The sequence below is a fragment of the Thioclava sp. F42-5 genome (genome assembly GCF_002213195.1).
GTDB lineage: Bacteria > Pseudomonadota > Alphaproteobacteria > Rhodobacterales > Rhodobacteraceae > Thioclava > Thioclava nitratireducens.
In genome coordinates, this window is sequence record NZ_NBNZ01000001.1 from 303,470 (window position 1) to 327,043 (window position 23,574).

At 63.6% G+C, this 23,574-nt stretch carries 26 protein-coding genes; 10 read left to right on the forward strand and 16 right to left on the reverse strand.

Annotated features, from left to right (window positions below; translation table 11 throughout):
• Positions 1 to 79 precede the first annotated feature (79 nt).
• Entirely contained in the window at positions 80 to 394 is a 315-nt protein-coding gene (locus tag B6V74_RS01405; protein WP_075774515.1) for a TM2 domain-containing protein, read from the forward strand.
• On the opposite strand, the gene B6V74_RS01410 is transcribed toward B6V74_RS01405, so the two are convergent.
• Complete coding sequence (locus B6V74_RS01410) at positions 391 to 1,206, reverse strand: DUF3445 domain-containing protein (protein WP_088722168.1); 816 nt, start codon at positions 1,204 to 1,206, stop codon at positions 391 to 393. The genes B6V74_RS01405 and B6V74_RS01410 overlap by 4 nt on opposite strands.
• A 45-nt stretch (positions 1,207 to 1,251) precedes the next feature.
• Complete coding sequence (locus B6V74_RS01415) at positions 1,252 to 1,668, reverse strand: DUF6314 family protein (protein WP_088721767.1); 417 nt, start codon at positions 1,666 to 1,668, stop codon at positions 1,252 to 1,254.
• 71 nt (positions 1,669 to 1,739) lie between these two features.
• On the opposite strand from B6V74_RS01415, the gene purB reads away from it, so the two are divergent.
• The 7 genes from purB (at position 1,740) to B6V74_RS01445 (ending at position 7,967) form a co-directional block, all read left to right on the forward strand.
• Positions 1,740 to 3,044, forward strand: coding sequence for an adenylosuccinate lyase (gene purB, locus B6V74_RS01420; protein WP_075774513.1), 1,305 nt, complete (start codon positions 1,740 to 1,742; stop codon positions 3,042 to 3,044).
• A 100-nt stretch (positions 3,045 to 3,144) separates the two neighbouring features.
• Complete coding sequence (locus B6V74_RS18860; protein WP_157771572.1) at positions 3,145 to 3,297, forward strand: hypothetical protein; 153 nt, start codon at positions 3,145 to 3,147, stop codon at positions 3,295 to 3,297.
• Positions 3,298 to 3,432: 135 nt separating this feature from the next.
• Entirely contained in the window at positions 3,433 to 4,470 is a 1,038-nt protein-coding gene (locus B6V74_RS01425; protein WP_240497058.1) for a FliG C-terminal domain-containing protein, read from the forward strand.
• Between the two features lie 178 nt (positions 4,471 to 4,648).
• Positions 4,649 to 5,650 carry a type I glyceraldehyde-3-phosphate dehydrogenase gene (gap, locus tag B6V74_RS01430; RefSeq protein ID WP_075774731.1) on the forward strand — a complete coding sequence of 334 codons (1,002 nt, stop codon included), beginning with the start codon at positions 4,649 to 4,651 and terminating at the stop codon, positions 5,648 to 5,650.
• A 31-nt stretch (positions 5,651 to 5,681) separates the two neighbouring features.
• Positions 5,682 to 5,825 (forward strand): hypothetical protein, encoded by a 144-nt coding sequence (locus tag B6V74_RS18865; RefSeq protein ID WP_088718884.1) that lies wholly within the window; start codon positions 5,682 to 5,684, stop codon positions 5,823 to 5,825.
• Between the two features lie 108 nt (positions 5,826 to 5,933).
• Positions 5,934 to 6,935, forward strand: coding sequence for a type I glyceraldehyde-3-phosphate dehydrogenase (gap, locus tag B6V74_RS01440; protein ID WP_088721768.1), 1,002 nt, complete (start codon positions 5,934 to 5,936; stop codon positions 6,933 to 6,935).
• A 240-nt stretch (positions 6,936 to 7,175) separates the two neighbouring features.
• Entirely contained in the window at positions 7,176 to 7,967 is a 792-nt protein-coding gene (locus tag B6V74_RS01445; RefSeq protein ID WP_088721769.1) for a YfdX family protein, read from the forward strand.
• Here B6V74_RS01445 and coaD read toward each other — a convergent pair whose 3' ends face one another.
• The 3 genes from coaD to B6V74_RS01460 all read right to left on the reverse strand — a co-directional run bounded on the left by coaD (position 7,968) and on the right by B6V74_RS01460 (position 9,979).
• A complete protein-coding gene (gene coaD, locus B6V74_RS01450) occupies positions 7,968 to 8,465 on the reverse strand; it encodes a pantetheine-phosphate adenylyltransferase (protein ID WP_088721770.1) in 498 nt (165 codons plus the stop codon).
• 90 nt (positions 8,466 to 8,555) lie between these two features.
• On the reverse strand, positions 8,556 to 8,990 hold the full coding sequence (locus tag B6V74_RS01455; RefSeq protein ID WP_075774509.1) for a CBS domain-containing protein: 435 nt from the start codon (positions 8,988 to 8,990) through the stop codon (positions 8,556 to 8,558).
• 89 nt (positions 8,991 to 9,079) lie between these two features.
• Positions 9,080 to 9,979, reverse strand: coding sequence for a LysR family transcriptional regulator (locus B6V74_RS01460; protein ID WP_075774508.1), 900 nt, complete (start codon positions 9,977 to 9,979; stop codon positions 9,080 to 9,082).
• Positions 9,980 to 10,094: 115 nt separating this feature from the next.
• On the opposite strand from B6V74_RS01460, the gene B6V74_RS01465 reads away from it, so the two are divergent.
• Positions 10,095 to 11,597, forward strand: a complete 1,503-nt coding sequence (locus tag B6V74_RS01465; RefSeq protein ID WP_075774507.1) for a CoA-acylating methylmalonate-semialdehyde dehydrogenase — start codon at positions 10,095 to 10,097, stop codon at positions 11,595 to 11,597.
• Between the two features lie 96 nt (positions 11,598 to 11,693).
• Here the strand turns inward: B6V74_RS01465 and B6V74_RS01470 are convergent, their stop codons facing one another.
• The 7 genes from B6V74_RS01470 to B6V74_RS01500 all read right to left on the reverse strand — a co-directional run bounded on the left by B6V74_RS01470 (position 11,694) and on the right by B6V74_RS01500 (position 18,153).
• Positions 11,694 to 12,044, reverse strand: a complete 351-nt coding sequence (locus tag B6V74_RS01470; protein WP_075774506.1) for an H-type lectin domain-containing protein — start codon at positions 12,042 to 12,044, stop codon at positions 11,694 to 11,696.
• 106 nt (positions 12,045 to 12,150) lie between these two features.
• On the reverse strand, positions 12,151 to 12,552 hold the full coding sequence (locus tag B6V74_RS01475) for a F0F1 ATP synthase subunit epsilon (RefSeq protein ID WP_088721771.1): 402 nt from the start codon (positions 12,550 to 12,552) through the stop codon (positions 12,151 to 12,153).
• A gap of 9 nt (positions 12,553 to 12,561) precedes the next feature.
• Entirely contained in the window at positions 12,562 to 13,980 is a 1,419-nt protein-coding gene (gene atpD, locus B6V74_RS01480) for a F0F1 ATP synthase subunit beta (RefSeq protein ID WP_075774504.1), read from the reverse strand.
• 21 nt (positions 13,981 to 14,001) lie between these two features.
• A complete protein-coding gene (locus B6V74_RS01485; RefSeq protein WP_075774503.1) occupies positions 14,002 to 14,880 on the reverse strand; it encodes a F0F1 ATP synthase subunit gamma in 879 nt (292 codons plus the stop codon).
• A 21-nt stretch (positions 14,881 to 14,901) separates the two neighbouring features.
• A complete protein-coding gene (atpA, locus tag B6V74_RS01490; RefSeq protein WP_075774502.1) occupies positions 14,902 to 16,431 on the reverse strand; it encodes a F0F1 ATP synthase subunit alpha in 1,530 nt (509 codons plus the stop codon).
• Entirely contained in the window at positions 16,432 to 16,992 is a 561-nt protein-coding gene (locus B6V74_RS01495) for a F0F1 ATP synthase subunit delta (protein WP_075774730.1), read from the reverse strand.
• Positions 16,993 to 17,394: 402 nt separating this feature from the next.
• Positions 17,395 to 18,153, reverse strand: coding sequence for a methyltransferase domain-containing protein (locus B6V74_RS01500; protein ID WP_075774501.1), 759 nt, complete (start codon positions 18,151 to 18,153; stop codon positions 17,395 to 17,397).
• Positions 18,154 to 18,215: 62 nt separating this feature from the next.
• On the opposite strand from B6V74_RS01500, the gene gloB reads away from it, so the two are divergent.
• The gene (gloB, locus tag B6V74_RS01505) at positions 18,216 to 18,986 is read left to right on the forward strand and encodes a hydroxyacylglutathione hydrolase (RefSeq protein WP_075774500.1); all 771 of its coding nucleotides are present in this window, start codon (positions 18,216 to 18,218) and stop codon (positions 18,984 to 18,986) included.
• A 3-nt stretch (positions 18,987 to 18,989) separates the two neighbouring features.
• On the opposite strand, the gene B6V74_RS01510 is transcribed toward gloB, so the two are convergent.
• From B6V74_RS01510 to B6V74_RS01520, 4 genes are all read right to left on the reverse strand, one after another.
• Positions 18,990 to 19,460 carry a LysE family translocator gene (locus B6V74_RS01510; protein WP_206185169.1) on the reverse strand — a complete coding sequence of 157 codons (471 nt, stop codon included), beginning with the start codon at positions 19,458 to 19,460 and terminating at the stop codon, positions 18,990 to 18,992.
• Positions 19,461 to 19,604: a hypothetical protein gene (locus tag B6V74_RS19045; protein WP_206185170.1), complete on the reverse strand. Its 144-nt coding sequence runs from the start codon at positions 19,602 to 19,604 to the stop codon at positions 19,461 to 19,463.
• 81 nt (positions 19,605 to 19,685) lie between these two features.
• Entirely contained in the window at positions 19,686 to 21,443 is a 1,758-nt protein-coding gene (locus B6V74_RS01515; RefSeq protein WP_088721772.1) for a sulfotransferase, read from the reverse strand.
• 173 nt (positions 21,444 to 21,616) lie between these two features.
• Entirely contained in the window at positions 21,617 to 23,410 is a 1,794-nt protein-coding gene (locus B6V74_RS01520; RefSeq protein WP_168184166.1) for a sulfotransferase, read from the reverse strand.
• Positions 23,411 to 23,574: the final 164 nt, after the last annotated feature.

Consider the following 23,574-nt stretch of genomic DNA (forward strand, 5'->3'; position numbering starts at 1 on the left):
CCATGGCGGAATTTCCGCCCCCTCTTGATCGCGCGGCACAACTGCCCATATCGGCTGGGAAGATGTTATGGAGATTAACATGACCCGAGACGATGCCCGCGCGCTCTATATCGAGCAGCGCGTCGCGAATGAGAAGAAGTCGGCCCTGCTGGGCTATGTGCTGTGGTTCATGCTGCCCATGCTTGGCGTGCACCGGATGTATATGGGGCGCGTCTTCTCCGGCGTGGTGATGCTGGCGCTGACCGGGATCGGCACGCTTCTGTCGCCCATCCTGATCGGCTTCATCCCGCTCGGCCTTGCAGGCCTGTGGTGGCTGATCGACGCGCTGCTGATCCCCGGCATGGTCTCGCAGGATATGGCAGAGACGCGCTGGCGGCTGATGCAGGAAGCTTAATCCGCCTGCCGGATCGGGTGTTCGGCCAACGCCTGCGCCTGATCCGGGCTCAGGCTTTCCGGTCGCACGACCTGCGTGTGGATCGAGAAGACCACGGCATTCGTGCGCGGCAGCCGGAACAGGCATTGCCGCTCCACCCTAATATAAGGGGCGTCGGCGGGCGCGTGGGCGAATTCGTATTCCGAGCGTGGATCATGCAGATGTGCCGCCGAGCGCGAGGCGGTCCCGCGCATCAGCCCCCCGCCCTCACGCACGCCATCCAGCAAGCGCTGCACCCGCTTGCCGAGATCGTCGGTGTAGAGCTCGATCGGTTCGTGAATGCGCATCATCGGGCGCATGAATTTCTCGCGCAGCGTCCAGCCCGACGGGAAACACAGCACACCGCCGGTCAGCACATGCTCGGTATGGCCGAACGCGTCGGGGTCGGCTTCCATCAGGCATAGATCGCATTGCAGCAGCCGCCCGAGCGTGGCGAGCGGGTCCGTGCGATCCAGCGCGACCACCGCCCCATCGGGCCGCGTGACCGTCTCCGCACTGCAGGCAAATCCCAGCGCCGGCAACATCGGCAAGATCAGATCGTAGAGCTCCTCCGCCGCAGGTCGTCCGTGCTCCGACAGGCCCAGCACCAGATCGCGCGCCTCCTCGATCAGCCGGTCGCGCAGGCCCATCTGGGCGGCGTAGGCATCATCGACCTCCAGCCAGTCCTCATATGTCACCGGGATCACACCTGGCAGCCGCCGCGTGCGCGGATCGGCCCAAGGCGCGAAGCTCAGGCGGTTTTGCAGGATCGGTGTGGCGACAAGGTCTTTCATCCCCGCAGATTGCCGCGCGCCGCGGCCCACGACAAGAGGCCCTCGTCAGGGCGGCCCCGCGCCGCGCACGTAGTCCGAGATCATCTGGTAATCCTTGCGCGGCCCCTGCACCCGCCAGATCGCCCGCCATGCGGGCCAGGCCTCGAAATCGTAGCTGACGCGGTAGTCATCGGGATCGCACCAATGGCTTGCGGTGGGCTTCAGCGGATCGAAGCTATGGAAAGGCCGCCCATCCTCGAACGCGACCGCGATCTGCCCCGCCTCCAGCCGCCAGAAATAGCTGCGCTCGGCATGAAAGCTCTGGCCGCCCGGCATCATCAACTCGCCGCTCTCGCGATAATGCAACCCGACCCCTTCGGGCGCGAAACTGGCGCGGCCCTCGAACCGGGCCTCGGTGCCATCCGCATGCAGAATACGGCGCGTCAGCACCCAGTCCCCCTCGAAATCCGACAGCTGCGGCATTGGCTCTCCCTTGCCCCAAAGGCAGCTGCAGTCTAACAAGCGCGCAACCACACGCAATCAAGAGGCCGCCGATGATCCCGCGTTATGCCCGCAAAGAGATGGTCGACATCTGGGAACCCGCCACCAAGTTCAAGATCTGGTACGAGATCGAGGCGCATGCCTGCGACGCTCAGGCCGAGCTGGGCGTGATCCCGAAAGAGAATGCCGAGGCTGTCTGGAAAGCCAAGGATGTCGAGTTCGACGTCGACCGCATCGATGAGATCGAAGCCGTCACCAAGCATGACGTGATCGCTTTCCTCACCCATCTGGCCGAGCACGTGGGCAGCGACGAAGCGCGCTTCGTCCATCAGGGCATGACCTCGTCGGATGTGCTCGACACCTGCCTCAACGTGCAGCTGGTACGCGCCGCCGATATCCTGCTGGCCGATCTCGACAAGGTTCTGGCGGCGCTGAAGAAGCGCGCCTACGAGCACAAGGACACGGTGCGCGTGGGCCGCTCGCACGGCATCCATGCGGAGCCCACCACGATGGGCCTGACCTTCGCGCGCTTCTACGCAGAGATGGACCGCAACAAGGCGCGCCTCGCGGCCGCCCGCGAAGAAGTCGCCACCGGCGCGATCTCGGGCGCTGTCGGCACCTTCGCCAATATCGACCCGCGCGTCGAAGAACATGTCTGCAAGATGCTGGGTCTGCGCCCCGAGCCGATCTCGACGCAGGTGATCCCGCGCGACCGTCACGCGATGTTCTTCGCGACGCTGGGCGTCATCGCCTCGTCGATCGAGAACGTCGCGATCGAAATCCGCCACATGCAGCGCACCGAAGTGCTCGAAGGCGCGGAATTCTTCTCGATGGGCCAGAAGGGCTCTTCGGCGATGCCGCACAAGAAGAACCCGGTCCTGACCGAGAACCTCACCGGCCTCGCCCGCCTCGTGCGGATGACCGTGATCCCGGCGATGGAGAACGTGGCGCTTTGGCACGAGCGTGACATCTCGCACAGCTCGGTCGAGCGCGGGATCGCCCCCGACGCCACCGTGACGTTGGACTTCGCGCTGAACCGTCTCGCCGGTGTCGTCGACAAGATGATTATCTACCCCGAGAATATGCTGGAGAACATGAACAAGTTCCCCGGCCTCGTGATGAGCCAGCGCGTCCTGCTGGCGCTGACCCAGGCTGGCGTATCGCGCGAAGACGCCTATGCGATGGTGCAGCGCAATGCGCTGAAGGTCTGGGAAGACCGCGTCGATTTCCGCGAGCAGCTGCTGGCCGACAAGGACGTCGTGGCCGCGCTCGGCGTGGACGGCATCAACGAAAAATTCGACATGGGCTACCATACCAAGCATGTCGACACGATTTTTGCCCGCGTTTTCGGCGAATAATCGAGACACAAGCCCGTTTCGCGCCGCCTATGTCGACAGACTATAGGCGGCGCGCGTGATTCGGGCTTACCCTAGGGCATCTGGCAAAGGGAGATTGCAGATGATCCGAACCATCCTTGCAGCCACCGTGCTGATCTTCGCCCCGCTCGTGGCTTCCGCCGAATGCTACGGCGATCATCAGGCCTCCATGTCCTGCCCGCAGGGCAAGGTCTGGGATAAGGACGCGAATGCCTGCGTCCTGCAATCCAGCTGACCGCTGAGACGGTAAGTCCGTCTTAACGTCCTCCGTGCAAAGCTGACCGCGAAACCGCATTGGCCGCCCGCGCGGCCGATGCCCAGCACGGAGGTTCTCGCGGTGAATGCGATCGCGCCCATGGCGCTCGGCCATATGCCCGGGTCCGACTCGGCCAGCGACAAAGCTGCCCGCCCCGGGCCGCTGTCGCGGCGCCAGAAAGCTGCGATCATCGTGCGGCTGCTCGCCTCCGAAGGGCTGAAACTTCCGCTGACGGAGTTGAGCGACGATCAACAGACCGAATTGACCGAGACCGTGGCGCAGTTGCGCCTCGTCGATCGCGACACCGTCGTCAGCGTGGTCGAGGAGTTCTGCGGAGAACTGGAGGCGGTCGGCCTCGCCTTCCCCGGTGGGCTGGAAGGGGCGCTGTCTCTGCTCGATGGGCAGCTTTCGCCCTCGGCCTCGAACCGACTGCGCCGACTGGCCCTCGGCTCCTCCCGGGGCGACCCGTGGCAGCGGATCGCGGGCCTCTCGGCAGAGGTACTTCTACCCGTGCTGGAAGGCGAAAGCGTCGAGGTGGGCGCCGTGATGCTATCGAAGCTCTCGGTCGCGAAATCGGCGGAGCTGCTTGGTCTCCTGCCGGGAGAGAAGGCGCGCCGGATCGCCTATGCCGTCTCGCTGACCGGGAATGTCGCGCCGGAAACGGTGCTGCGCATCGGGCAGGCGCTTGCCGCGCAACTCGATGCCGCCCCGCCGAAAGCCTTCGATTCCGGTCCCGTGGAAAGGGTCGGCGCGATCCTGAACTACTCCGCATCTGCGACCCGCGACGCGGTGCTCAAGGGGCTCGAGGAGGAGGACAAGACATTCGCCGACGAGGTGAAGAAGGCAATCTTCACCTTTGCCAACATCCCCGCCCGCATCGACGCGCGCGATATCCCGAAAGTGCTCCGAGTCGTCGATCAGGCGCAGCTGACCGTCGCACTTGCCGGGGCGACCGGGTCGCTTAAACCCTCGGCAGAGTTCATTCTCACGAACATGTCCCAGCGCATGGCGCAATCGCTGCGCGACGAAATGGCGAATCTCGGCAAGGTGAAGGAGAAAGACGCCGAAGAGGCGATGAGCGCGGTCGTCGCCGCCATTCGGGAGATGGAAGCGGCGGGCGAGATATTCCTCGTCGCGGAGGATGAGGATTGAACGAAAGATTCTGTCGCAGAGTCCCGTCTGGCGAAGCCCTTCACCTCAAAGTCCCGCCCTGCCCCGCAATGTTATCGCAAACACCGCGTGTTTACGCTAACATACTGTTTCAAAACCTTTTCTCACTCTGCATGCAATGGTATCCAGCGCCGAAATCACGCGCTTCGGAGAGATCATCATGACCGTCACCATCGGCATCAACGGCTTCGGCCGCATCGGGCGCTGCACGCTCGCGCATATCGCGGAAGCCGCACGCAACGACGTGCAGGTCGTCAAGATCAACGCCACCGGCCCGATCGAGACCAACGCGCATCTCCTGAAATACGACTCCGTCCACGGCCGGTTCGGCGGACAGGTGAAAGTCGCGGGCAACACGCTCGACCTCGGGCGCGGCCCGATCGACGTGATGTCGACCTATGATCCGGAAGAACTCGACTGGGACGGCGTCGATGTCGTCCTCGAATGTACCGGCAAGTTCAACGCCCGCGACAAGGCCGCAGTCCACCTGGGTCGCGGCGCGAAGCGGGTGCTGGTCTCCGCGCCCGCGACCGATGCCGACAAGACCGTCGTCTACGGCGTCAACCATCGCGAATTGACTCAGGCGCATCACGTCGTTTCGAACGGGTCGTGCACCACGAACTGCCTCGCCCCGCTCGCCAAGGTGCTCAACGACGCAATCGGCATCGAATCGGGCGTGATGACGACGATCCACTCCTATACCGGCGATCAACCCACGCTCGACCGCCGCCACAAGGATCTCTACCGCGCCCGCGCCGCCGCGATGGCGATGATCCCGACCTCGACCGGCGCTGCCAAAGCCTTGGGAGAAGTGCTGCCCGAACTGAAGGGCCGACTCGACGGCACCGCGCTGCGCGTTCCGACCCCCAATGTTTCCGCAGTTGATCTGACCTTCGAGGCCCGCAAGTCCGTGACCCGCGAGGAGGTGAACGAGATCGTCCGCGAAGCCGCCGCCGGCTACATGGGCATGGTGCTGGGCTACGACCCCGAGCCGAAAGTCTCGATCGACTTCAACCACACGCAGCAATCCTCTATCTTCGCGCCGGACCAGACCAAGGTCGTGGGCAAGCTTGTCCGCGTCCTTGCCTGGTACGATAACGAGTGGGGGTTCTCCTGCCGGATGGCCGATGTGGCCGGGGCGATGGGGCGACTTGTGCATTGACGCGCCGGGCAAGGGCGCGCGAAGGGAATAGATGACCAATCGGATCGCGCTCTGGCTTGGGGGCCTCCTCATATTTCTCATTCTGGCGGATGTATTGGCCGATGACGGCCGGATCCTGCTCTTTCTGGCGAAAAAAATCGTCGATCTCGTTCAATATGTCGCGTTCTGGCGCTAGCTTCAGGGTGTAACCCCGTTGACCTTTGGCGCTGAACGCGCTTGTTAGCGTTAACGGAAGACCTGCCCGTGCAACTCCCTGCCGGGCAGCCAGCCAGAGGAGACGGATATGACGGTTAAAGTTGCCATCAACGGGTTCGGTCGCATCGGCCGCAACGTGCTGCGCGGGATCATCGAGTCGGGTCGCACCGATATCGAGGTGATCGCGATCAACGATCTCGGCCCGGTCGAGACGAACGCGCATCTGCTGCAATTCGACTCCGTGCACGGCAAATTCCCGCAGGAAGTCACGACCGGCGAAGACTGGATCGATGCCGGCCGCGGCAAGATCAAGGTCACCGCGATCCGCGACCCGAAAGAACTGCCCTGGGGCGATGTCGATGTCGCGCTGGAATGCACCGGCATCTTCACCGCGCGCGAAAAGGCAGCCTTCCACCTCGAGAACGGCTCGAAGCGGGTTCTGGTCTCGGCCCCGGCCAGCGGCGCTGACAAGACGATCGTGTTCGGTGTCAACGACGGTGCACTGACCGCGGACGACCTCGTGGTCTCGAACGCGTCCTGCACCACGAACTGCCTCTCGCCGGTCGCGAAAGTCCTGAACGATGCGATCGGGATCGAGAAGGGCTTCATGACCACGATCCACAGCTACACCGGCGACCAGCCGACGCTGGACACGATGCACAAGGATCTCTACCGCGCCCGTGCGGCCGCGCTGTCGATGATCCCGACCTCGACCGGCGCGGCCAAGGCCGTGGGCCTCGTGCTGCCGGAGCTCAACGGCAAGCTCGACGGCGTCGCGATCCGCGTGCCGACGCCGAATGTCTCGGTCGTCGATCTGGTCTTCGAGGCCGCAAAAGACACCAGCGTCGAAGAGATCAATGCCGCGATCAAGGCAGCAGCGGACGGCCCGCTGAAGGGAATCCTCGGCTATACCGAGAAGCCCAACGTCTCCAGCGACTTCAACCACGACTCGCATTCGTCGATCTTCCATATGGACCAGACCAAGGTGATGGAGGGCCGCATGGTCCGCATCCTGAGCTGGTACGACAACGAATGGGGCTTCTCCAACCGCATGGCGGATACCGCCGTCGCGATGGGCAAGCTGATCTGACGTGATCGGGGTGCTGCCCCGGCAAGGCGAAAATGACGAAGGGCGGTCCAAGTTGGGCCGCCCTTTTCGCGTTCACCTCTCACACACGGCTCACAGAGGGCGCACGGCCCCTCTCGGGCGCGCCGTGAGCCTTGATGCGTGGTGATAGAACCCTTTGAAATCGGGGACGTTTCAGGGTCATGGAGCGCGCCGCCCGGCGGCTCCGCCTTAGCTGAACCCCATCACGAAAGGGAATATCCCATGGAACGCAGCAAGAAATTCCTCGCCCTCGCCCTCTCCTCCGCGCTGATCGCGGGTCCCGCAGGCTTCGAGATGGCCTCCGCGGCCACGACGAATTCCAACAGCAATTCCGGGGGGAGCGCGATCCAGAGCAGCCAGAGCCAAAGTAATGACGCGGTCTCGCAGACCACGGCGAGTTCCACCGACAAGGAATTGCTGACCACGGTCGACGACGCCTACACCGCGATGCGCGAAGTACGCGCCGCGCGGCTGGCGATCTTCGACGGCAATACCGACATGGCGAGGAAGATGACCAAGGACGCCACGGCGAAAATGCAGGCCGCCGAGAAAGCCGAGAGCCAATGGGGCGTGCCCTCGAAGGCTGGCACGAAAGGCGTGACCTACCTGCCCTTCGACAGCTCCATCGCGCTTGGCGAGAGCTTCACCGTGACGCCGGAGAACCAGAAGGCCGTCGGCAAGGCCAATCAGCAGATGGCGAACGGCAATGCGAAGGCGGCGGCCAAGACGCTTAAGGATAACGATATCGATGTGTCGATCTCGGCGGCGTTGGTGCCGGCGAAGTCTTCGCTCACCCATCTGCAGGATGCGTCCAAGCTGATCAAATCGGGCAATTACTACGAGGCGAACCTCGCGCTGAAAGGCGTCGAGGATTCCGTCGTGATCGATCAATGGGGGCTCGACAACCTGCCGCAGCAGGCGGGCAACGCCGCCAACGCCTCGGCGAATGCGAGCGGCAGCACCCAGATGCAGCAGAAATCGCAGCAATCCGGCAAGTCAGCCTCGAAAGACTGATCAGCGGTTGGCGTAAGCCTTGATCAAGGCATCGCGCACGGCGGGGGTGACGAATTTCGAAACATCCCCGTCGAGCCGCGCAATTTCCTTCACCAGTTTCGAAGCAATCGCCTGCCGCCGCGCATCGGCCATCAGGAACACCGTCTCGACCGAGGAATCGAGCGCGCGGTTCATTCCGACCATCTGGAACTCGTATTCGAAATCGGCCACCGCACGCAGCCCGCGCACGATCACGGTCGCACCGACATCCTTGGCGCAATCGATCAGCAGGTTTTCGAAAGGATGCACGACGATTTCGCCGCCGCGGCGGTCGGTGATCTTGGCGCATTCTTCCTGGAGCATGGCGACGCGTTCCTCGAGCGGGAAAAGCGGCCCCTTGTCACGGTTGATCGCGACCCCGATCACGAGCCGATCCACCAGAGCCATCGCGCGCTCGATAATGTCGAGGTGACCCAGCGTGACCGGATCGAAAGTTCCGGGGTAAAGACCGATCCGCATGGCATCCTCCCTCGTCGCCCGCCAAAAAGCTCAGCGCACGCAACTATATTGCGCGATCAAATGCAAGCGGGAAGGTGCTGCAATGCGGCATCAGTTGCCCATGATCATGCCCTGAAGCGACTCTTTCTCCATGTGAAGCTCGTTCAGGCGCGCCTTGACCACGTCACCGATCGAGATCACACCGACCATCTTGCCATTTTCGCGCACCGGCATGTGGCGGAAACGGCCCTCGGTCATCAGGCTCATCACCTCTTCGGTGCTGTCCATCGGGGCGCAGTGCTTGACGTCACGGGTCATGACATCCGCGGCCGTCATCACCAGACACTCCGCACCGCGCTTGGCGATCTCGCGCACGACATCGCGCTCAGAGACGATCCCGTCCACGGTTTCGCCATCCTGCGAGACGATCACCGCACCGATGCGTTTCGAGGCCAGCTTGGCGATTACCTCGCTCAGCTTCATGTCCGGGGCGACGGTAAAAATTTCCATCTCGCCCTTGTTCTTGAGAATCTGCATCACCTGCATCGACGTCTCCCTGAAAAGGTCGTGTAGACTCGAGCGTCCCACTGCTTTCATAGATTTGTCAACGGCTTTGCGGTTCACGGGGCCAACAGTTATATTTCAACCGCAGCGTGTTCGAGCCGTGCGACCTCGTCGCGAAGCCCCTGTCCCAGCGCCTCCGCGAAGCGCGTCAATCGCTCGGAACGGCGATCGTCCGCGTGGCGGATCAACCAAAAGGCGCGGTTGAGCCGGATCTCGCCACCCAGCACCCGCTGCACCCCGGGGGCGAAGGGAAGCGCGAAATCATGCACGATCCCCACACCCGCACCTGCCTCGATCATCCGCGTCTGTACCGCCGCCGAGTTCGAGGCGAGCCCCATCACCTCTGCCTCGGTCTCGGCGAAGTAGTCCAGTTCCTTGTCGAAGATCATGTCGGGGATGTAGCCGATCATCCGGTGATGACGGAGATCCTCCTTGCAGGTAATTGGCGGCGCTTTCGCGAGATAGTCGCGATGGGCGGCGAGGCTGAGATGATAATCGCTCAATTTTTGCACGGTCAGACGGCCCGCCGTCGGGCGCGATACCGCGATCGCCATATCCGCCTCACGCTTCGAGAGGTTGAAGACGCGCGGCAGGGCGACGACCTGAATCTCCAGCCCCGGATTTTCTTCGGCGATCTTCGCGCAGACCTGCGGCAGAAGGTAATTCGCGCAGCCATCGGGCGCGCCGATCCTCAGCTGGCCGGTCAACTGGCCCGCGATCCCGGACATTTCCTCGTCCGCGCCCGCAAAGACCTGCTCCGCCGCTTCGGCATGCGGCAGGAGCCGATCCCCGGACTCGGAAAGCGCATAGCCCTGCGGCGACTTCACGAAAAGCTTCGCGCCCATCCCCTCTTCGAGCCGCGCGATCCGACGCCCCACGGTGGCCGCGTCCAGCTTCAATCGCCGCCCCGCACCCGACAGGCTCTCGGCCCGCGCGACGGCAAGGAAAATCCGCAGATCGTCCCAATCCATACCACGCCCCTCTTTGCAAAAACGCAAAACGCTTTTGAGCTACTTCCTCTTTTATGCTCATTTTCGCAAGGCTAGAGTGCGCTCAAGCCAAGATTATCTGTAGGAGGAGCGTCTCATGGAAGAAATCGGTCACTGGATCAACGGCAAGCGCGTTGCGGGCACTTCGGGCCGCTTCGGCGAAGTCTTCAACCCCGCTACCGGCGAGCAGATCGCCAAGGTGGCACTGGCCACCCCGGCCGAGCTCGACGCAGCGATCGCGGACGCCGCGAAAGCGCAGCTGGAGTGGCAGAAGGTCAACCCGCAGCGCCGCGCCCGCGTGATGATGAAATTCGGTCAGCTGATCGAGCGCGACATGGACAAGCTCGCCGAGGCTCTGTCGAAAGAGCACGGCAAGACCATCCCCGACGCGAAGGGCGACGTGCAGCGTGGCCTCGAAGTGATCGAGGTCTGCATGGGCGCGCCGGCGATGCTCAAGGGCGAATACACGGGCGACGCAGGCCCCGGTATCGACCTCTACTCAATGCGTCAGCCGCTGGGCGTCGTGGCCGGTATCACGCCGTTCAACTTCCCCGCCATGATCCCGCTCTGGAAGATGGGTCCGGCTCTGTCGGCCGGTAACGCGATGATCCTCAAGCCGTCCGAGCGCGTGCCGACCACCGCGATCATGCTCGCTGAACTGGCGCAGGAAGCCGGTCTTCCCGATGGCGTGCTGCAGGTCGTCAACGGCGACAAGGAAGCCGTGGACACGATCCTCGATCACGAGACGATCCAGGGCGTTGGCTTCGTGGGCTCGACCCCGATCGCGCAATACATCTACGGTCGCGCCGCCACCAACGGCAAGCGCGCGCAGTGCTTCGGCGGTGCGAAGAACCACATGATCATCATGCCCGATGCGGACATGGACAAGGCCGCCGACGCGCTGATCGGCGCGGGCTACGGCGCCGCTGGCGAGCGCTGCATGGCGATTTCGGTTGCGGTTCCGGTGGGTGACGGCACGGCGGATGCGCTGGTCGAGCGTCTCGTGCCGAAAATCGAGAAGCTGAAAGTCGGCCCCTATACCGGCGGCGACGACGTGGACTACGGTCCGGTCATCACCAAGCAGGCGCAGGAGCGGATCAAGTCGCTCATCAATTCGGGTGTTGAGCAGGGTGCAAACCTCGTGGTCGATGGCCGCGACTTCTCGCTGCAGGGTTATGAGGACGGCTTCTTCGTCGGCCCGTCGCTTTTCGACAACGTCACCCCCGACATGGACATCTACAAAGAGGAAATCTTTGGCCCGGTCCTGTCGATGGTGCGCACGAAGTCCTATGACGAGGCGCTCGATCTGGTGGTCGACAACCCCTATGGCAACGGCACCGCGATCTACACCGCCGATGGCGACGTCGCTCGCGACTTCGCGGCGAACGTCAATGTCGGCATGGTCGGCATCAACTTCCCGATCCCGGTTCCGCTGAGCTACTACACCTTCGGCGGCTGGAAGAAGTCGGCCTTCGGCGACCTCAACCAGTACGGCCCGGACGCCTTCCGCTTCTACACCAAGACCAAGACCGTCACGGCGCGCTGGTTCTCGGGCATCAAGGACGAAGGCGCAGCGCTCAACTTCAAGGCGCTCGACTGATCTTGAGACGGGCGGTTTGCGAACCGCCCTCCCCCACACATAGGAAAACGCCCCGCCGATCGGCGGGGCGTTTTTCATCGGCCTTATCGACGCGGCTCAGTCGATATCCCAATCATCCTCATGCGAGACCCCGCCCAACGCCAGCCAGTCGGCACGCACACGTGCCACGCGGCTGTCCCCCCAAGTGCGAAAGACGATCACGAAGCCCTCGGGCGTGACGCCGTCGCTCGAGATATCCATCCGCGAATTGTGCTTGCTGTCCACGTCCCACATCGACAGGGAGACCTGCACCATCGGGGTCGCGCGGAACGGCTCGGGGAAGGCGACCTTCTTGCGCAACTCGCGCGGGCCCTCGCCCGTCCACATGGCGCCGCCATCCTGAAAATCGGAGAACAGCACGAGCGAGCCGCGTTGCATTCCCAGACGGTGGCTTTCGATAGTGATCATCGCGAGAGGGCCTTTTCCTTTCAACCTGAGGCAGAGCTTACTCGAACTGCAGGCAATAAAAAGCCCCGGAAAATCCGGGGCTTCCTAAATCTTATCGCGAAAGCTCTCAGCCCAGCATATGCGAGCCGAGGGCCTCCATGTCGGCCAGAAGCTTCGCGGTCATGTCGGCCACCGAAGGATGCGCCTCGTCATGGACGCGACGGGCTTCCTCGATGAGGCGCTCGTGCACTTCCTTGGTGAACTCTTCCGCAGGCAGCGAACGTTCGGCCAGAACCGTGATCCCCTCGGGGGTGATCTCGGCGAAGCCACCCGTCACCGCGTAGCTCTGGGTTGCCGACCGCGTCACCATGGTCAGCTTTCCCGGACGCAGCGTGGTCAGCATCGGGGCGTGGCCCGGCATGACCGTGAGGTCACCATCCGCGCCGGGCACCATGACCTCGACCGCTTCCTCTTCCGAGGCCAGCTTGCGCTCGGGCGCAACGAGATCGAATTGCATCGTGTCGGCCATAATGCCTCCTTACGCCGCAGCGGCGAGTTTCTCGGCTTTCGCTTTCACGTCCTCGATGCCGCCAACCATGTAGAAGGCCGCTTCGGGCAGGTGATCGTATTCGCCTGCAACAACCGCCTTGAACGACGCGATGGTGTCTTCGAGCGGAACCTGAACGCCGTCCGAACCGGTGAACACTTTCGCAACGTCGAAGGGCTGCGAGAGGAAACGCTGGATCTTACGGGCACGTGCCACGGTCAGCTTATCCTCTTCGGACAGTTCGTCCATGCCGAGGATGGCAATGATGTCCTGCAGAGCCTTGTAGCGCTGGAGGATCTCCTGCACCTGACGCGCGACCTTGTAGTGCTCTTCGCCGACGATGCCCGGATCGAGGATACGCGAGGACGAGTCCAGCGGGTCCACGGCCGGGTAGATGCCGAGTTCCGAAATCGCACGCGACAGAACGGTCGTGGCGTCAAGGTGGGCGAAGGTGGTCGCCGGAGCCGGGTCGGTAAGGTCGTCAGCCGGAACGTAGACGGCCTGGATCGAGGTGATCGAGCCGGCTTTGGTCGAGGTGATGCGTTCCTGCATCGCGCCCATGTCGGTGGCCAGCGTCGGCTGGTAGCCCACTGCCGAGGGGATGCGGCCCAGAAGTGCCGACACCTCGGAACCCGCCTGCGTGAAGCGGAAGATGTTGTCCACGAAGAACAGAACGTCGGTACCCGACTGGTCGCGGAACTGCTCTGCCAGGGTCAGACCGGTCAGAGCGACGCGCGCACGCGCACCCGGAGGCTCGTTCATCTGGCCGTAGACCAGTGCCACCTGCGAGCTCGACAGATCGTCGGGCTTGATGACGTTGGATTCGATCATCTCGTGATAGAGGTCGTTCCCTTCACGGGTCCGCTCGCCCACACCAGCGAACACGGAGTAACCCGAGTGCACCTTCGCGATGTTGTTGATCAGCTCCATGATCAGAACGGTCTTGCCGACGCCAGCGCCGCCGAACAGGCCGATCTTACCGCCCTTGGAGTAGGGCGCGAGCAGGTCGATGACCTTGATGCCGGTCACGAGGATTTCCGAGGACGTCGCCTGAGCTTCGAAGTTCGGCGCGGGCTGGTGGATGGCACGGGTTTCTTCCGCTTCCACGGGACCCTTCTCGTCCACGGGCTCACCGATCACGTTCAGGATGCGACCGAGCGTGGCGTTGCCGACCGGCACCGAGATCGGCTTGCCGGTGTTCTTCACTTCGGCGCCGCGCACGAGGCCTTCGGTCGCGTCCATCGCGATGGTGCGCACCGAGTTTTCGCCGAGGTGCTGAGCCACTTCGAGAACGAGGCGCTTGCCGTTGTTCTCGGTTTCCAGCGCGTTGAGGATCGCAGGCAGCTCGCCGTCGAACTGCACGTCGACGACGGCGCCGATGACCTGGGTCACTTTACCATTGCTTGCCATGTCTGTTTTTCTCCGGTTCCGTCAGAGCGCCTCGGCGCCCGAAATGATTTCGATGAGTTCCTTGGTGATCGCGGCCTGGCGCGTGCGGTTGTATTCGATCGTCAGCTTGTCGATCATTTCGCCCGCATTGCGCGTCGCAGCGTCCATCGCGGACATCCGCGCACCTTGTTCCGAGGCACCGTTCTCCAGCAGAGCCGTGAAGATCTGCGTCGCGACCCCACGCGGCAGCAGGTCGGTGAGGATCTGCGTCTCGCTGGGTTCGTAGTCGTAATTCACGCTCGGCGTTTCTTCGCCCTCTTCCGGTTCGTAGGAAGCGGGGATGATCTGCTTCGCGGTCGGGCGTTGCGCGATCACGCTCTCGAAGAGCGAGAAGAAGATCGTCGCAACGTCGAACTCGCCCTTGTCGAAGCGGCCGATCAGGTCGCGGGCGATCTTCTGCGCGTCGTCATAGCTCAGGCGCTTGACGTCGCTCAGATCGACATGGCCGATGAAGTACTGACCGTATTCACGGCGCAGCGCATCGCGGCCTTTCTTGCCGACGGTGATGATCTTCACCTCTTTGCCCTCGGCCAGCAGCTTGTCAGCCGTCTGGCGCGCGAGCTTCGCAATATTGGCGTTGAAGCCACCGCACAGGCCGCGTTCGGCGGTCATGACCACCAGAAGCTGCACCCGGTCCGAACCGGTCCCCGAGAGCAGGCGCGGCGCATTGTCCGATCCCTGCACCGAGGCCGCGAGCCCGGCCATCACGGAGTGCATCCGCTCGGCATAGGGGCGCGCAGCCTCCGCCGCCTCTTGGGCGCGGCGGAGTTTCGCGGCGGCGACCATTTGCATCGCCTTGGTGATCTTCCGCGTGTTCTTGACGCTTCCGATCCGGTTTTTGAGGTCCTTAAGGCTGGGCATGTCCCTGTCCTTTCAGGCCAATCACGCGTAGGTCTTGGCGAATTCGTCGATAGCGGCTTTCAGCTTGTCGGCCGCGTCACCCTTGATCTTCGGATCCTCGTTCGTCAGCCAGTCGAGGATGTCCTTGCGCGAGTTGCGCAGGTAATCCAGCAGACCCTGTTCGAACTTGCCAACCTCGGACACCGGGATGTTATCGAGATAGCCGTTGGTCCCCGCGAAGATGACCGCAACGATTTCCGCGTTGGTGAGCGGCGAATACTGCGGCTGCTTCATCAGCTCGGTCAGGCGCGCACCACGGTTCAGCAGCTTCTGGGTTGCGGCGTCGAGATCCGAGCCGAACTGAGCGAAGGCCGCCATTTCGCGATACTGTGCGAGTTCCAGCTTAACCGGGCCTGCAACGGTCTTCATCGAGTTCGTCTGAGCCGACGAGCCGACGCGCGACACCGACAGACCGGTGTTCACGGCGGGACGGATACCTTGGTAGAACAGTTCCGTCTCGAGGAAGATCTGACCGTCGGTGATCGAGATCACGTTGGTCGGAATGAAGGCCGACACGTCGCCGCCCTGCGTTTCGATGACCGGCAGAGCGGTCAGCGAACCGGCGCCGAAGTCCTCGTTCAGCTTCGCCGAACGCTCCAGCAGGCGGGAGTGCAGGTAGAACACGTCGCCCGGGTAAGCTTCGCGGCCCGGCGGACGACGCAGCAGCAGCGACATCTGACGATAAGCGACAGCCTGCTTCGAGAGGTCATCATAGATGATCAGCGCGTGCATGCCGTTGTCGCGGAAATATTCGGCCATCGCGGTCGCGGTGTAGGGCGCGAGGTACTGCATCGGCGCGGGGTCCGACGCGGTCGCGGCGATCACGGTGGTGTATTCGATCGCACCGGTCTCTTCGAGCTTCTTCACCAGCTGCGCCACGGTCGAGCGCTTCTGGCCGATCGCGACGTAGAAGCAGTGCAGCTTGTTGGACGGATCGGCGTCGTTGTACGACTTCTGGTTCAGAATGGTATCGAGCGCGATTGCGGTCTTACCGGTCTGACGGTCGCCAATGATCAGCTCACGCTGGCCACGGCCGATCGGGATCATCGCGTCAACCGACTTGAGGCCGGTCGCCATCGGCTCGTGAACCGATTTACGCGGGATGATGCCCGGGGCTTTCACGTCGGCGACGCGACGCTCTTTCGCTTCGATGGCGCCTTTGCCGTCGAGCGCGTTGCCGAGACCGTCGACCACGCGGCCGAGCAGCGCTTCACCGACCGGCACGTCCACGATGGAGTTCGTGCGCTTGACGGTGTCGCCTTCTTTGATGTCCTGGTCCGAACCGAAGATCACGACGCCGACGTTGTCGGTTTCGAGGTTCAGTGCCATCCCGCGGATACCACCGGGGAATTCAACCATCTCGCCGGCCTGGACGTTGTCGAGCCCGTAGACGCGCGCGATACCGTCGCCAACCGACAGCACGCGACCGACTTCGGCCACTTGGGCGTCCTGCCCGAAATTCTTGATCTGCTCCTTGAGGATCGCAGAAATCTCAGCTGCTTGGATGCCCATTTATCCGACCTCTTTCATGGCGTTCTTGAGAGAAGCGAGCTTCGAACGGATCGACGTGTCGACCATGCGCGAGCCCAGCTTTACGATCATGCCACCGATGAGGCTTTCATCGACGGCGGTGTTCAATTTGACGGTCTTGCCCGTCTGGTTCTTCAGCACTTCGGCGAGTTTCTTGGCCTGCGCGGCGCTGAGCTCGTTGGCCGAGGTGACATCGGCGGTCACTTCGCCCTTCTCGTCCGCGATCAGGTCCGACAGCGCCTTGAGAAGCTGCGGCAGCACGAAGAGGCGACGCTTGGCACCCATCAGCTGCAGGCCATTAGACATCGGGTCCGACAGACCCATTTTCCCCGCCAGAGCGCCAATCGCGGCTGCCTGCTGGTCGCGCGTGTAGACCGGCGATGCGATCACCTCACGCAGCTCGGCAGAGCCCGCCAGCGCCTCCGACAGCGCGGAGACATCGGCTTCGAGCGCGGCGAGGGCATTTTCTTCGCGCGAGAGTTCAAAAATGGCCAGCGCATAGCGGCCGGCGATGCTTGCGGAAATCGAAGCTGGTTCGGACACGTCCACCCTTCCGATGCTTTTTTGCCCCGACCCGGAACAGGCCTTGGGGCGCTCCCCCGGCGCGCTTGAGACATGCCCTCCGCGCCGCTTATCGGGGAGGTCACTAGCAGAGCAATCCCCCCCTCGCAACCGTCTTGAGCACGAGAATGTGAGCAGAAGCCCCCCAATATGCCCTTCGTCGCGGGAAGGTGACAGGAAGAGGAGGATTTTGTGGGCGCTAACAGGAATTTGGAGCGCTCGGTCACGGATCGCTGTGCGGAAGTGATTCACCTCAATGCGCGTTGGTTGTCGGATAATTATTCCGCACCTGCGGCGGACGACCGAGAGTTGCGCCCCGGGGCGGTATGCGAACCTGAGTGTTGCGCGGCGACGTTCTGCCGCGCGCGAGGCGTTAACTCTGGCTCAAACCGGGTCCGTCGCCGGCTTCACCGCCCCTTCGAGAATCGAAAGCGGCTTGCGCACGCGCGCGCCCAGACCTGAATCGCGGCGCGCATGGACTTGCTTGGAGACCTCGAGCATCACCACCCCGGCGGCCAGCACGCCGGCGGCCTTGGTGCCCACGCGTTCCCACATAGCGGCCGAGCGCAGCCAGAAGCGGCGATGGCTCGGCGGGATATAGAGCGCACCGGTATGACGTTCGGGCACGAAGCCGGAACGGCGCGCGAGCTGGTCGAGCTGCCCCAGAGTGTAGGGCTTGCCGAAGCCGAAGGGCGTGGCTTCGCGCGGCGCCCAGAGCCCGGCCCGGTTCGGAACGATGAACATCGCCCTGCCCCCCGGGCCCAGCACCCGCCAGCATTCCTGCATCAGGGCCTCGGAATTGTCCGAGGTCTCCAGCCCATGCATCACGATCAGCCGATCCACCCGGCCCGTCTCCAGCGGCCAGCGCGCCTCGTCGCACAGGACAGAGACATTGGGCATGCCCGCTGGCCACGGCATCACGCCCTGCTCTGCCGGCATCAAGCCGATCACCCGGCGCGCGGGCTCCAGGTAAGGACGCAGCAGCGGCACCGCGAAGCCGTAGCCCGCCACCGTGAGCCCCGCCATCTGCGGCCCCGTCGCGGGCCACATCGAAACAACCCGGTCCCGGATTGCCCGCTGCGCCGCGCGGCCTAGCTGCGTCCGGTAGTAGAAATTCCGCAGGTCGAGTACGTCGAGATGCATTGCGCCTTTCGCTTCCTTCGGCTTAGCTATGTTCCAAGATAATCAAAGCGGTAGAAAACACCATGGCCGTTGAGCTTCTCATCATTCCCTGCCTCTCCGACAACTATGCCTATGTCGTGCATGAGGCGGCGACGGACACAACCACCGTGATCGACGTTCCAGAAGCGCCTCCGATCCTGAAGGCGCTGAACGAACGGGGCTGGAAAGCGAATCTCATCCTGCTGACACATCACCACGCCGATCACATCGACGGCGTTCAGGCGTTGTCGGCGGCGACGGGGGCGAAAATCGTCGGTGCCAAGGCGGATGCGCATCGCCTGCCCAAGCTCGATCAGGAGGTCTCGCCGGGCGAGAAACTCGCGATCGGGATGGAGCATGTCGAAATTCTTGCCGCCGACGGCCACACGGTCGGCCATATCGCCTATTACTTCCCCGAAGGCGGCCTGCTGTTCTCCGGCGACAGCCTGATGAGCTGGGGCTGCGGAAGGCTCTTCGAAGGCTCGGCGCAACAGATGTTCGACACGCTGAGCCGGTTCTGCGAACTGCCCGACGATACACTGGTCTGTTCGGGGCACGAATATACCGAGGCGAACGGTCGCTTTGCGCTCTCGATCGAGCCGGAGAATCCGAACCTTCTTGCGCGGATGGAAGATGTTCGCGCCACCCGCGCCCAGTCCCGGCCCACCGTTCCGGTCGAACTGGCACTTGAGAAGACCACCAACCCGTTCCTGCGCGGCACCGATCCGCAACTGCGCGACGCGCTCGGCCTGCCCGAGAGCGCGTCACCCGTCGAGGTTTTCACCGAAGCCCGCGCCCGCAAGGACCGGTTCTGAACCTCACCGCCGCGCATCGCGCAACACGCTCAGCGCCAACGCGGCGAGCACCGTCCCCATCGCCCAGCATTGCACCCGCATCCAGAGCGGGCGCGTCGCGAGGAACCGGGCCATTGCGCCTGCGCCGATCACGATGGCGACATTCACGCTCACCGAGATCACGATCTGCACCGCGCCAAGCGCCAGAGATTGCGCCAGCACCGATCCGGCTGCGGGGTCGATGAATTGCGGCAGCAGCGACAGATACATCACCGCGATCTTGGGATTGAGCAGGTTCGTGACGAACCCCATCAAGAACAGCTTGCGCGGCCCGTCGACCGGCAACTCGCGCGTCTCGAAGGCAGAGCGCCCGCCCGGTCGCACAGCCTGCCATGCCAGCCAGAACAGATAGAGCGCCCCGGCAATCCGCAGAGCGTCATAGGCATAAGGCACGGCAAGAACGACTGCGGTGATCCCGAAGGCGGCACAGAGCATTTAAAAGACGAACCCCAATGCCACCCCGCCCAGCGAGATCAGCCCCGCGCGCCGCCCTTGGCAGATCGTGCGTGAGACGAGATAGATCATGTTCGGACCGGGGCTCAGCACCATCGCAAGCGCCACGGCACCGAAAGCGAGCATATGTTGAGAGTTCGGGCATGGCGGAACTTTCCGTTGGGTGCGGTCAGCTTAGCGAGCCTTCCTCACGCCACAAGCCCGCGCTTAGTCTAACTTCGCGAAAGCGGCCTCCAGATAGGGCGCATATTTCTCCCATGCCTGCGAACTGCCCTTGTAGATGGGCTTGCGCACCTGCGTGTCCGATGTCGTCGCGACCGTGCGGGCGTTGTCCTGCGGGCGCAGGCAGGCGTCTTCCCAGCGCAGCCCGAGCGCATCGATCAGCGCGCGGCTGCGCGCCTCAGGGGCTTCCGTCAGCGCCTCATAGTCGCAATCGACGATCGCACCGGGCTGCACCGCCCAATGCGCCATCAGATCGCGATAGAGCCCGTGATAGGCCACGAGATCGTCCAGATCATGTGCGTAGCCATTGCCCGTGCTGGAAAAGAAGTTGCGATAGATCGACCAGAGGGTCGCGCGCGGATCGCGATGGACAAGCACGATCGAAGCGCGCGGAAACAGCGCCCGGATCGCTCCGATCCAGCGGAAATTGAGCGGCATCTTGTCGGTCACGAACGGCTTGCCATCGGCCAGTCTGGTGAGCGTCTCGTAATAGGCGGAACGTATCCGCCCCGCCTCCCGGCTAAGCGCCTCCGGGTCGCTCCAGTCGAGCGCACTCATCTCGCGATCGAGCGTGGCGATCTCATCTCCGGGCGCGACCTGACTGTGCTGGGTGACGATCTGCTCGACCAGCGTCGTGCCCGAGCGCGGAAGGCCCAGCAGGAAGATCGGCACCGGTGCGGCCTTGTCGGTCTCTGTCTCAGGGATTGGCGGATGGGGCGCGGCAAAACGCTTGCGCAGCTGCGCAAAAAGCTTGCGATCCTGCGCGATGTCATAGCCCAGTTCAGCCTTGCGCCGCGCATTGGCCGACTGCCAGAGCGCGAAGGCCCGCTCCGTCCCGCCCACATCGTGCATCGCCTTGGCGAGCGCGAATTCGAGCAGCATCAGGTCATGCTCGGAATGCGCCTCCGCCGCGACCTGCGCCTCGAGTTGCGAAAGCAGCGGATCGTCCGGCGCGAAGCCATGCAGGCGAGAGAGATTCCACCACGCCTCGGCATAGCTCGGGTCGGCCGCGAGCGCCGCCTCGAACCGCGTCCGTGCCCCGGCGATATCGCCTTCGGCGAGGAGAATGTTGCCAAGGTTGTTCAACGCGAAGACATGGCGCGGGTCGGGCGACCGCGCTTGTGCGGCCCCAGACATCGCATCGCCAGTGAGCTTATCGTCCGCTACGGCCTCCAGCGCCGCCTCGAACCGTGTGCGCGCCTCGATCTCGCGGCCGAGCGCGAGGAAGGCATTGCCCTGATTGTTCAGCGCCACGGGGTCACCCGGGCGCAGCGCCAATACGCGGTCGAACGACGCGATCGCGTCTTCATGGCGCCCCAGCTCCATCAGTTCATTGCCCAGGTTGCCGTGGGTGTCGGCGTGATCGGGCCGCAGGGAGATCAGGCGGCGATAGGTCTCGGCTGCAGCGTCGTGATCGCCCAGGCCCCCCTCCCCCGCAGCTTTTAATTCGAGCAAGAGGATAGCCTCCGGATACTCTGTCAGCGCCCGTTTCGTCTGCTGGACGAGCTCGCGGTTGCGCCCCGTCTGCATCAACCCCATCAACTGCTGCAGCAGCGCGCGCGGCGGCCCCGCGGCCGGTTTCCCCTTGCTGACCTGCGCGAGCGCTTCTAGCCCCGCCTTGGCGCGCTTGTTGCCCGGAAAACGGCCGAGCACGTCACGGTAAAGCGCCTCGGCCTGCCGGTATTCCCCGCGCTTGGCATGGCCACGTGCGGCGAGCAGCATCTTGTCAACGGACCCGGCCATCGGCTCTCCTTCGCGAAATCGACCCGACCATAGCGAGCCGCCGCGCGATGACAAGCACGGCAGCAGCGCCACCGGGAGGGGCGCCGACAAGCGGGAACGAAGACCGTCCGAACGGAACGCTCAGCGAAATGCGCCCGCAGAGGAGCGGGCGCAGTTAGGCCGAAGACCGAACATCAGTCGAGCTTCGCGAATGCCGCCTCCAGATACGGGGCGTATTTCTCCCACGCCTGCGAGCTGCCCTTGTAGATCGGTTTGACCACCTGATCGCGCGATGCGGTGCGGGCGATGCGCTTGTTGTCCTGCGGGCGAAGGCAAGCCTCGTCGAAGGGCAATTCGAGATAGTCGAGCAGCGCGCGAATTTCGGTCTCCGGATTTTCCACCAGACGCTCGTAGTTCAGGTCGTAAATCGTCTCGGCGAAGAGCGATTTCCAATGCGCCATCAGGTCCTGATGCAACGCCCGATAAGCCACCAGATCGTCGAGGCTATGCGCGTAGGCGTTGCCATCGGAGCCGAAATTCAACCGATAGATCGACCAGATCACCGCGCGCGGGTCGCGCTGAAGATGGATGATCTTTGCCTTGGGAAACAGCGCCCGGATCGCCCCGACCCAGCGGAAATTGAGCGGCATCTTGTCGGTCACGAAAGGCGCGCCTTTGGCGTGCGCGCGCAAAACCTCGCGATATTCGGCCCGGATTTCCTCGGCCTTCGCGCGGAAGTCCTCTGGATTCGACCAGCCGATCTGGGACAAGGGGCTGCCGAGTTCGATCAACTCGCCGCCCGGCGCGACCATCGGATGGGCGCTCACGATCTGTTCGCTCAGTGTCGTGCCGGAGCGCGGCAGGCCGACGATGAAGATCGGCTCCGGGCCATCTTGCGCGGCCTCGGGAATGGCTGCAGGCACGGCCGGGAAGGCCTGCTCGATCTGCGCGAACAGCGTCTCGTCCTGTTCGATCGTGTAGCCCAGCAGCTCTTTGCGACGCGCATTGCCGCGTGCATAGAAAGCGAAGGATTTGTCGATGTCGCCGATATCCTCATAGGCTTTGCCCAGGGCGAATTCGTATCGGACCCGTTCCCTCTCCGAATGATGCGGTGCCTCAAGCAGACCTTCAAGGCGTGCGACGAGAGGATCGCCTTCGGAAATACGCGTCGCCATAATCAGCGACGCCAGCGCTTCGGCATGGTCGGGATTGATTGCGAGCGCACGCTTGTAATAGTCGATCGCACCCGGCTTGTCGCCGAGATCGCGTCGCACGTCGCCCATCGTCGTCAAGGCGCGGAAATTGTCGGGCAACTTCGCAAGAACTTCCAACAGATGAGGCTCGGCCTCTTGCGCTTTATGGCTCAGGACGAGCGCGTTGGCGAGGTTCAGCTGTGCCTCGACGAAATCGGGCGCGGCCTCATGGGCGGCGCGATACATCTCGAGCGCCTCGCTTTGCTCGCCCGCGCGGCGCTTGGCGTTACCGATATTGTTGAGCGCAACCGGGTCGCCTGGGCGCAATTCCAGAACGCGCTCGAATTCGACCACGGCTTCGTCGTCGCGATTCAGCGCCATCAACTCGTTGCCGTAGCTGCCGTGGGCATCGGGCGCGTCGGGAAACATACCTACCAGTTCGCGCAAGAGCGCCGCGGCCCCCTCGTGATCGCCCAGGGTCGAGAGCGCCGCGGCCCGCACTTCCATCGCGGCAGGGGCGCGCGGGAATTGCTTGAGGACACGGGCGGCGACTTCGGCGGCCTCGCGATCGCGGCCCGCCTTCTTCAGGCCGAAGAGCTGGTCGATCACCGGGCGCGGCGGGTTCATCGAACGGGTCGCGCGCGACTGCGAGATCTCGGCCAGCCCGGCCTGCGCCCGCTTGTTGCCGGGAAATCGCGCGAGAACCTCGCGATAGAGCGCCTCGGCCTCCGCGAAAGCTCCGCTTTTTGCATGGGTCTTCGCCGCGCGCAGCGTCTTGTCTATCGGTCCGGCCATCGCGCTCTCCCCGTTTTTCGTCCTGCCTGAGAATTCGCGCCCGACCATAGACGCGCCGCGCCTGATGGCAAGATGCCAGACGGGCTTCGGGGAGCGTTTAGCCCTGAGATGGCGTTCCCGCCGCCCGGCCTCTCGCCGCCCCCGCGCTTGCATCCGCGCGTGGC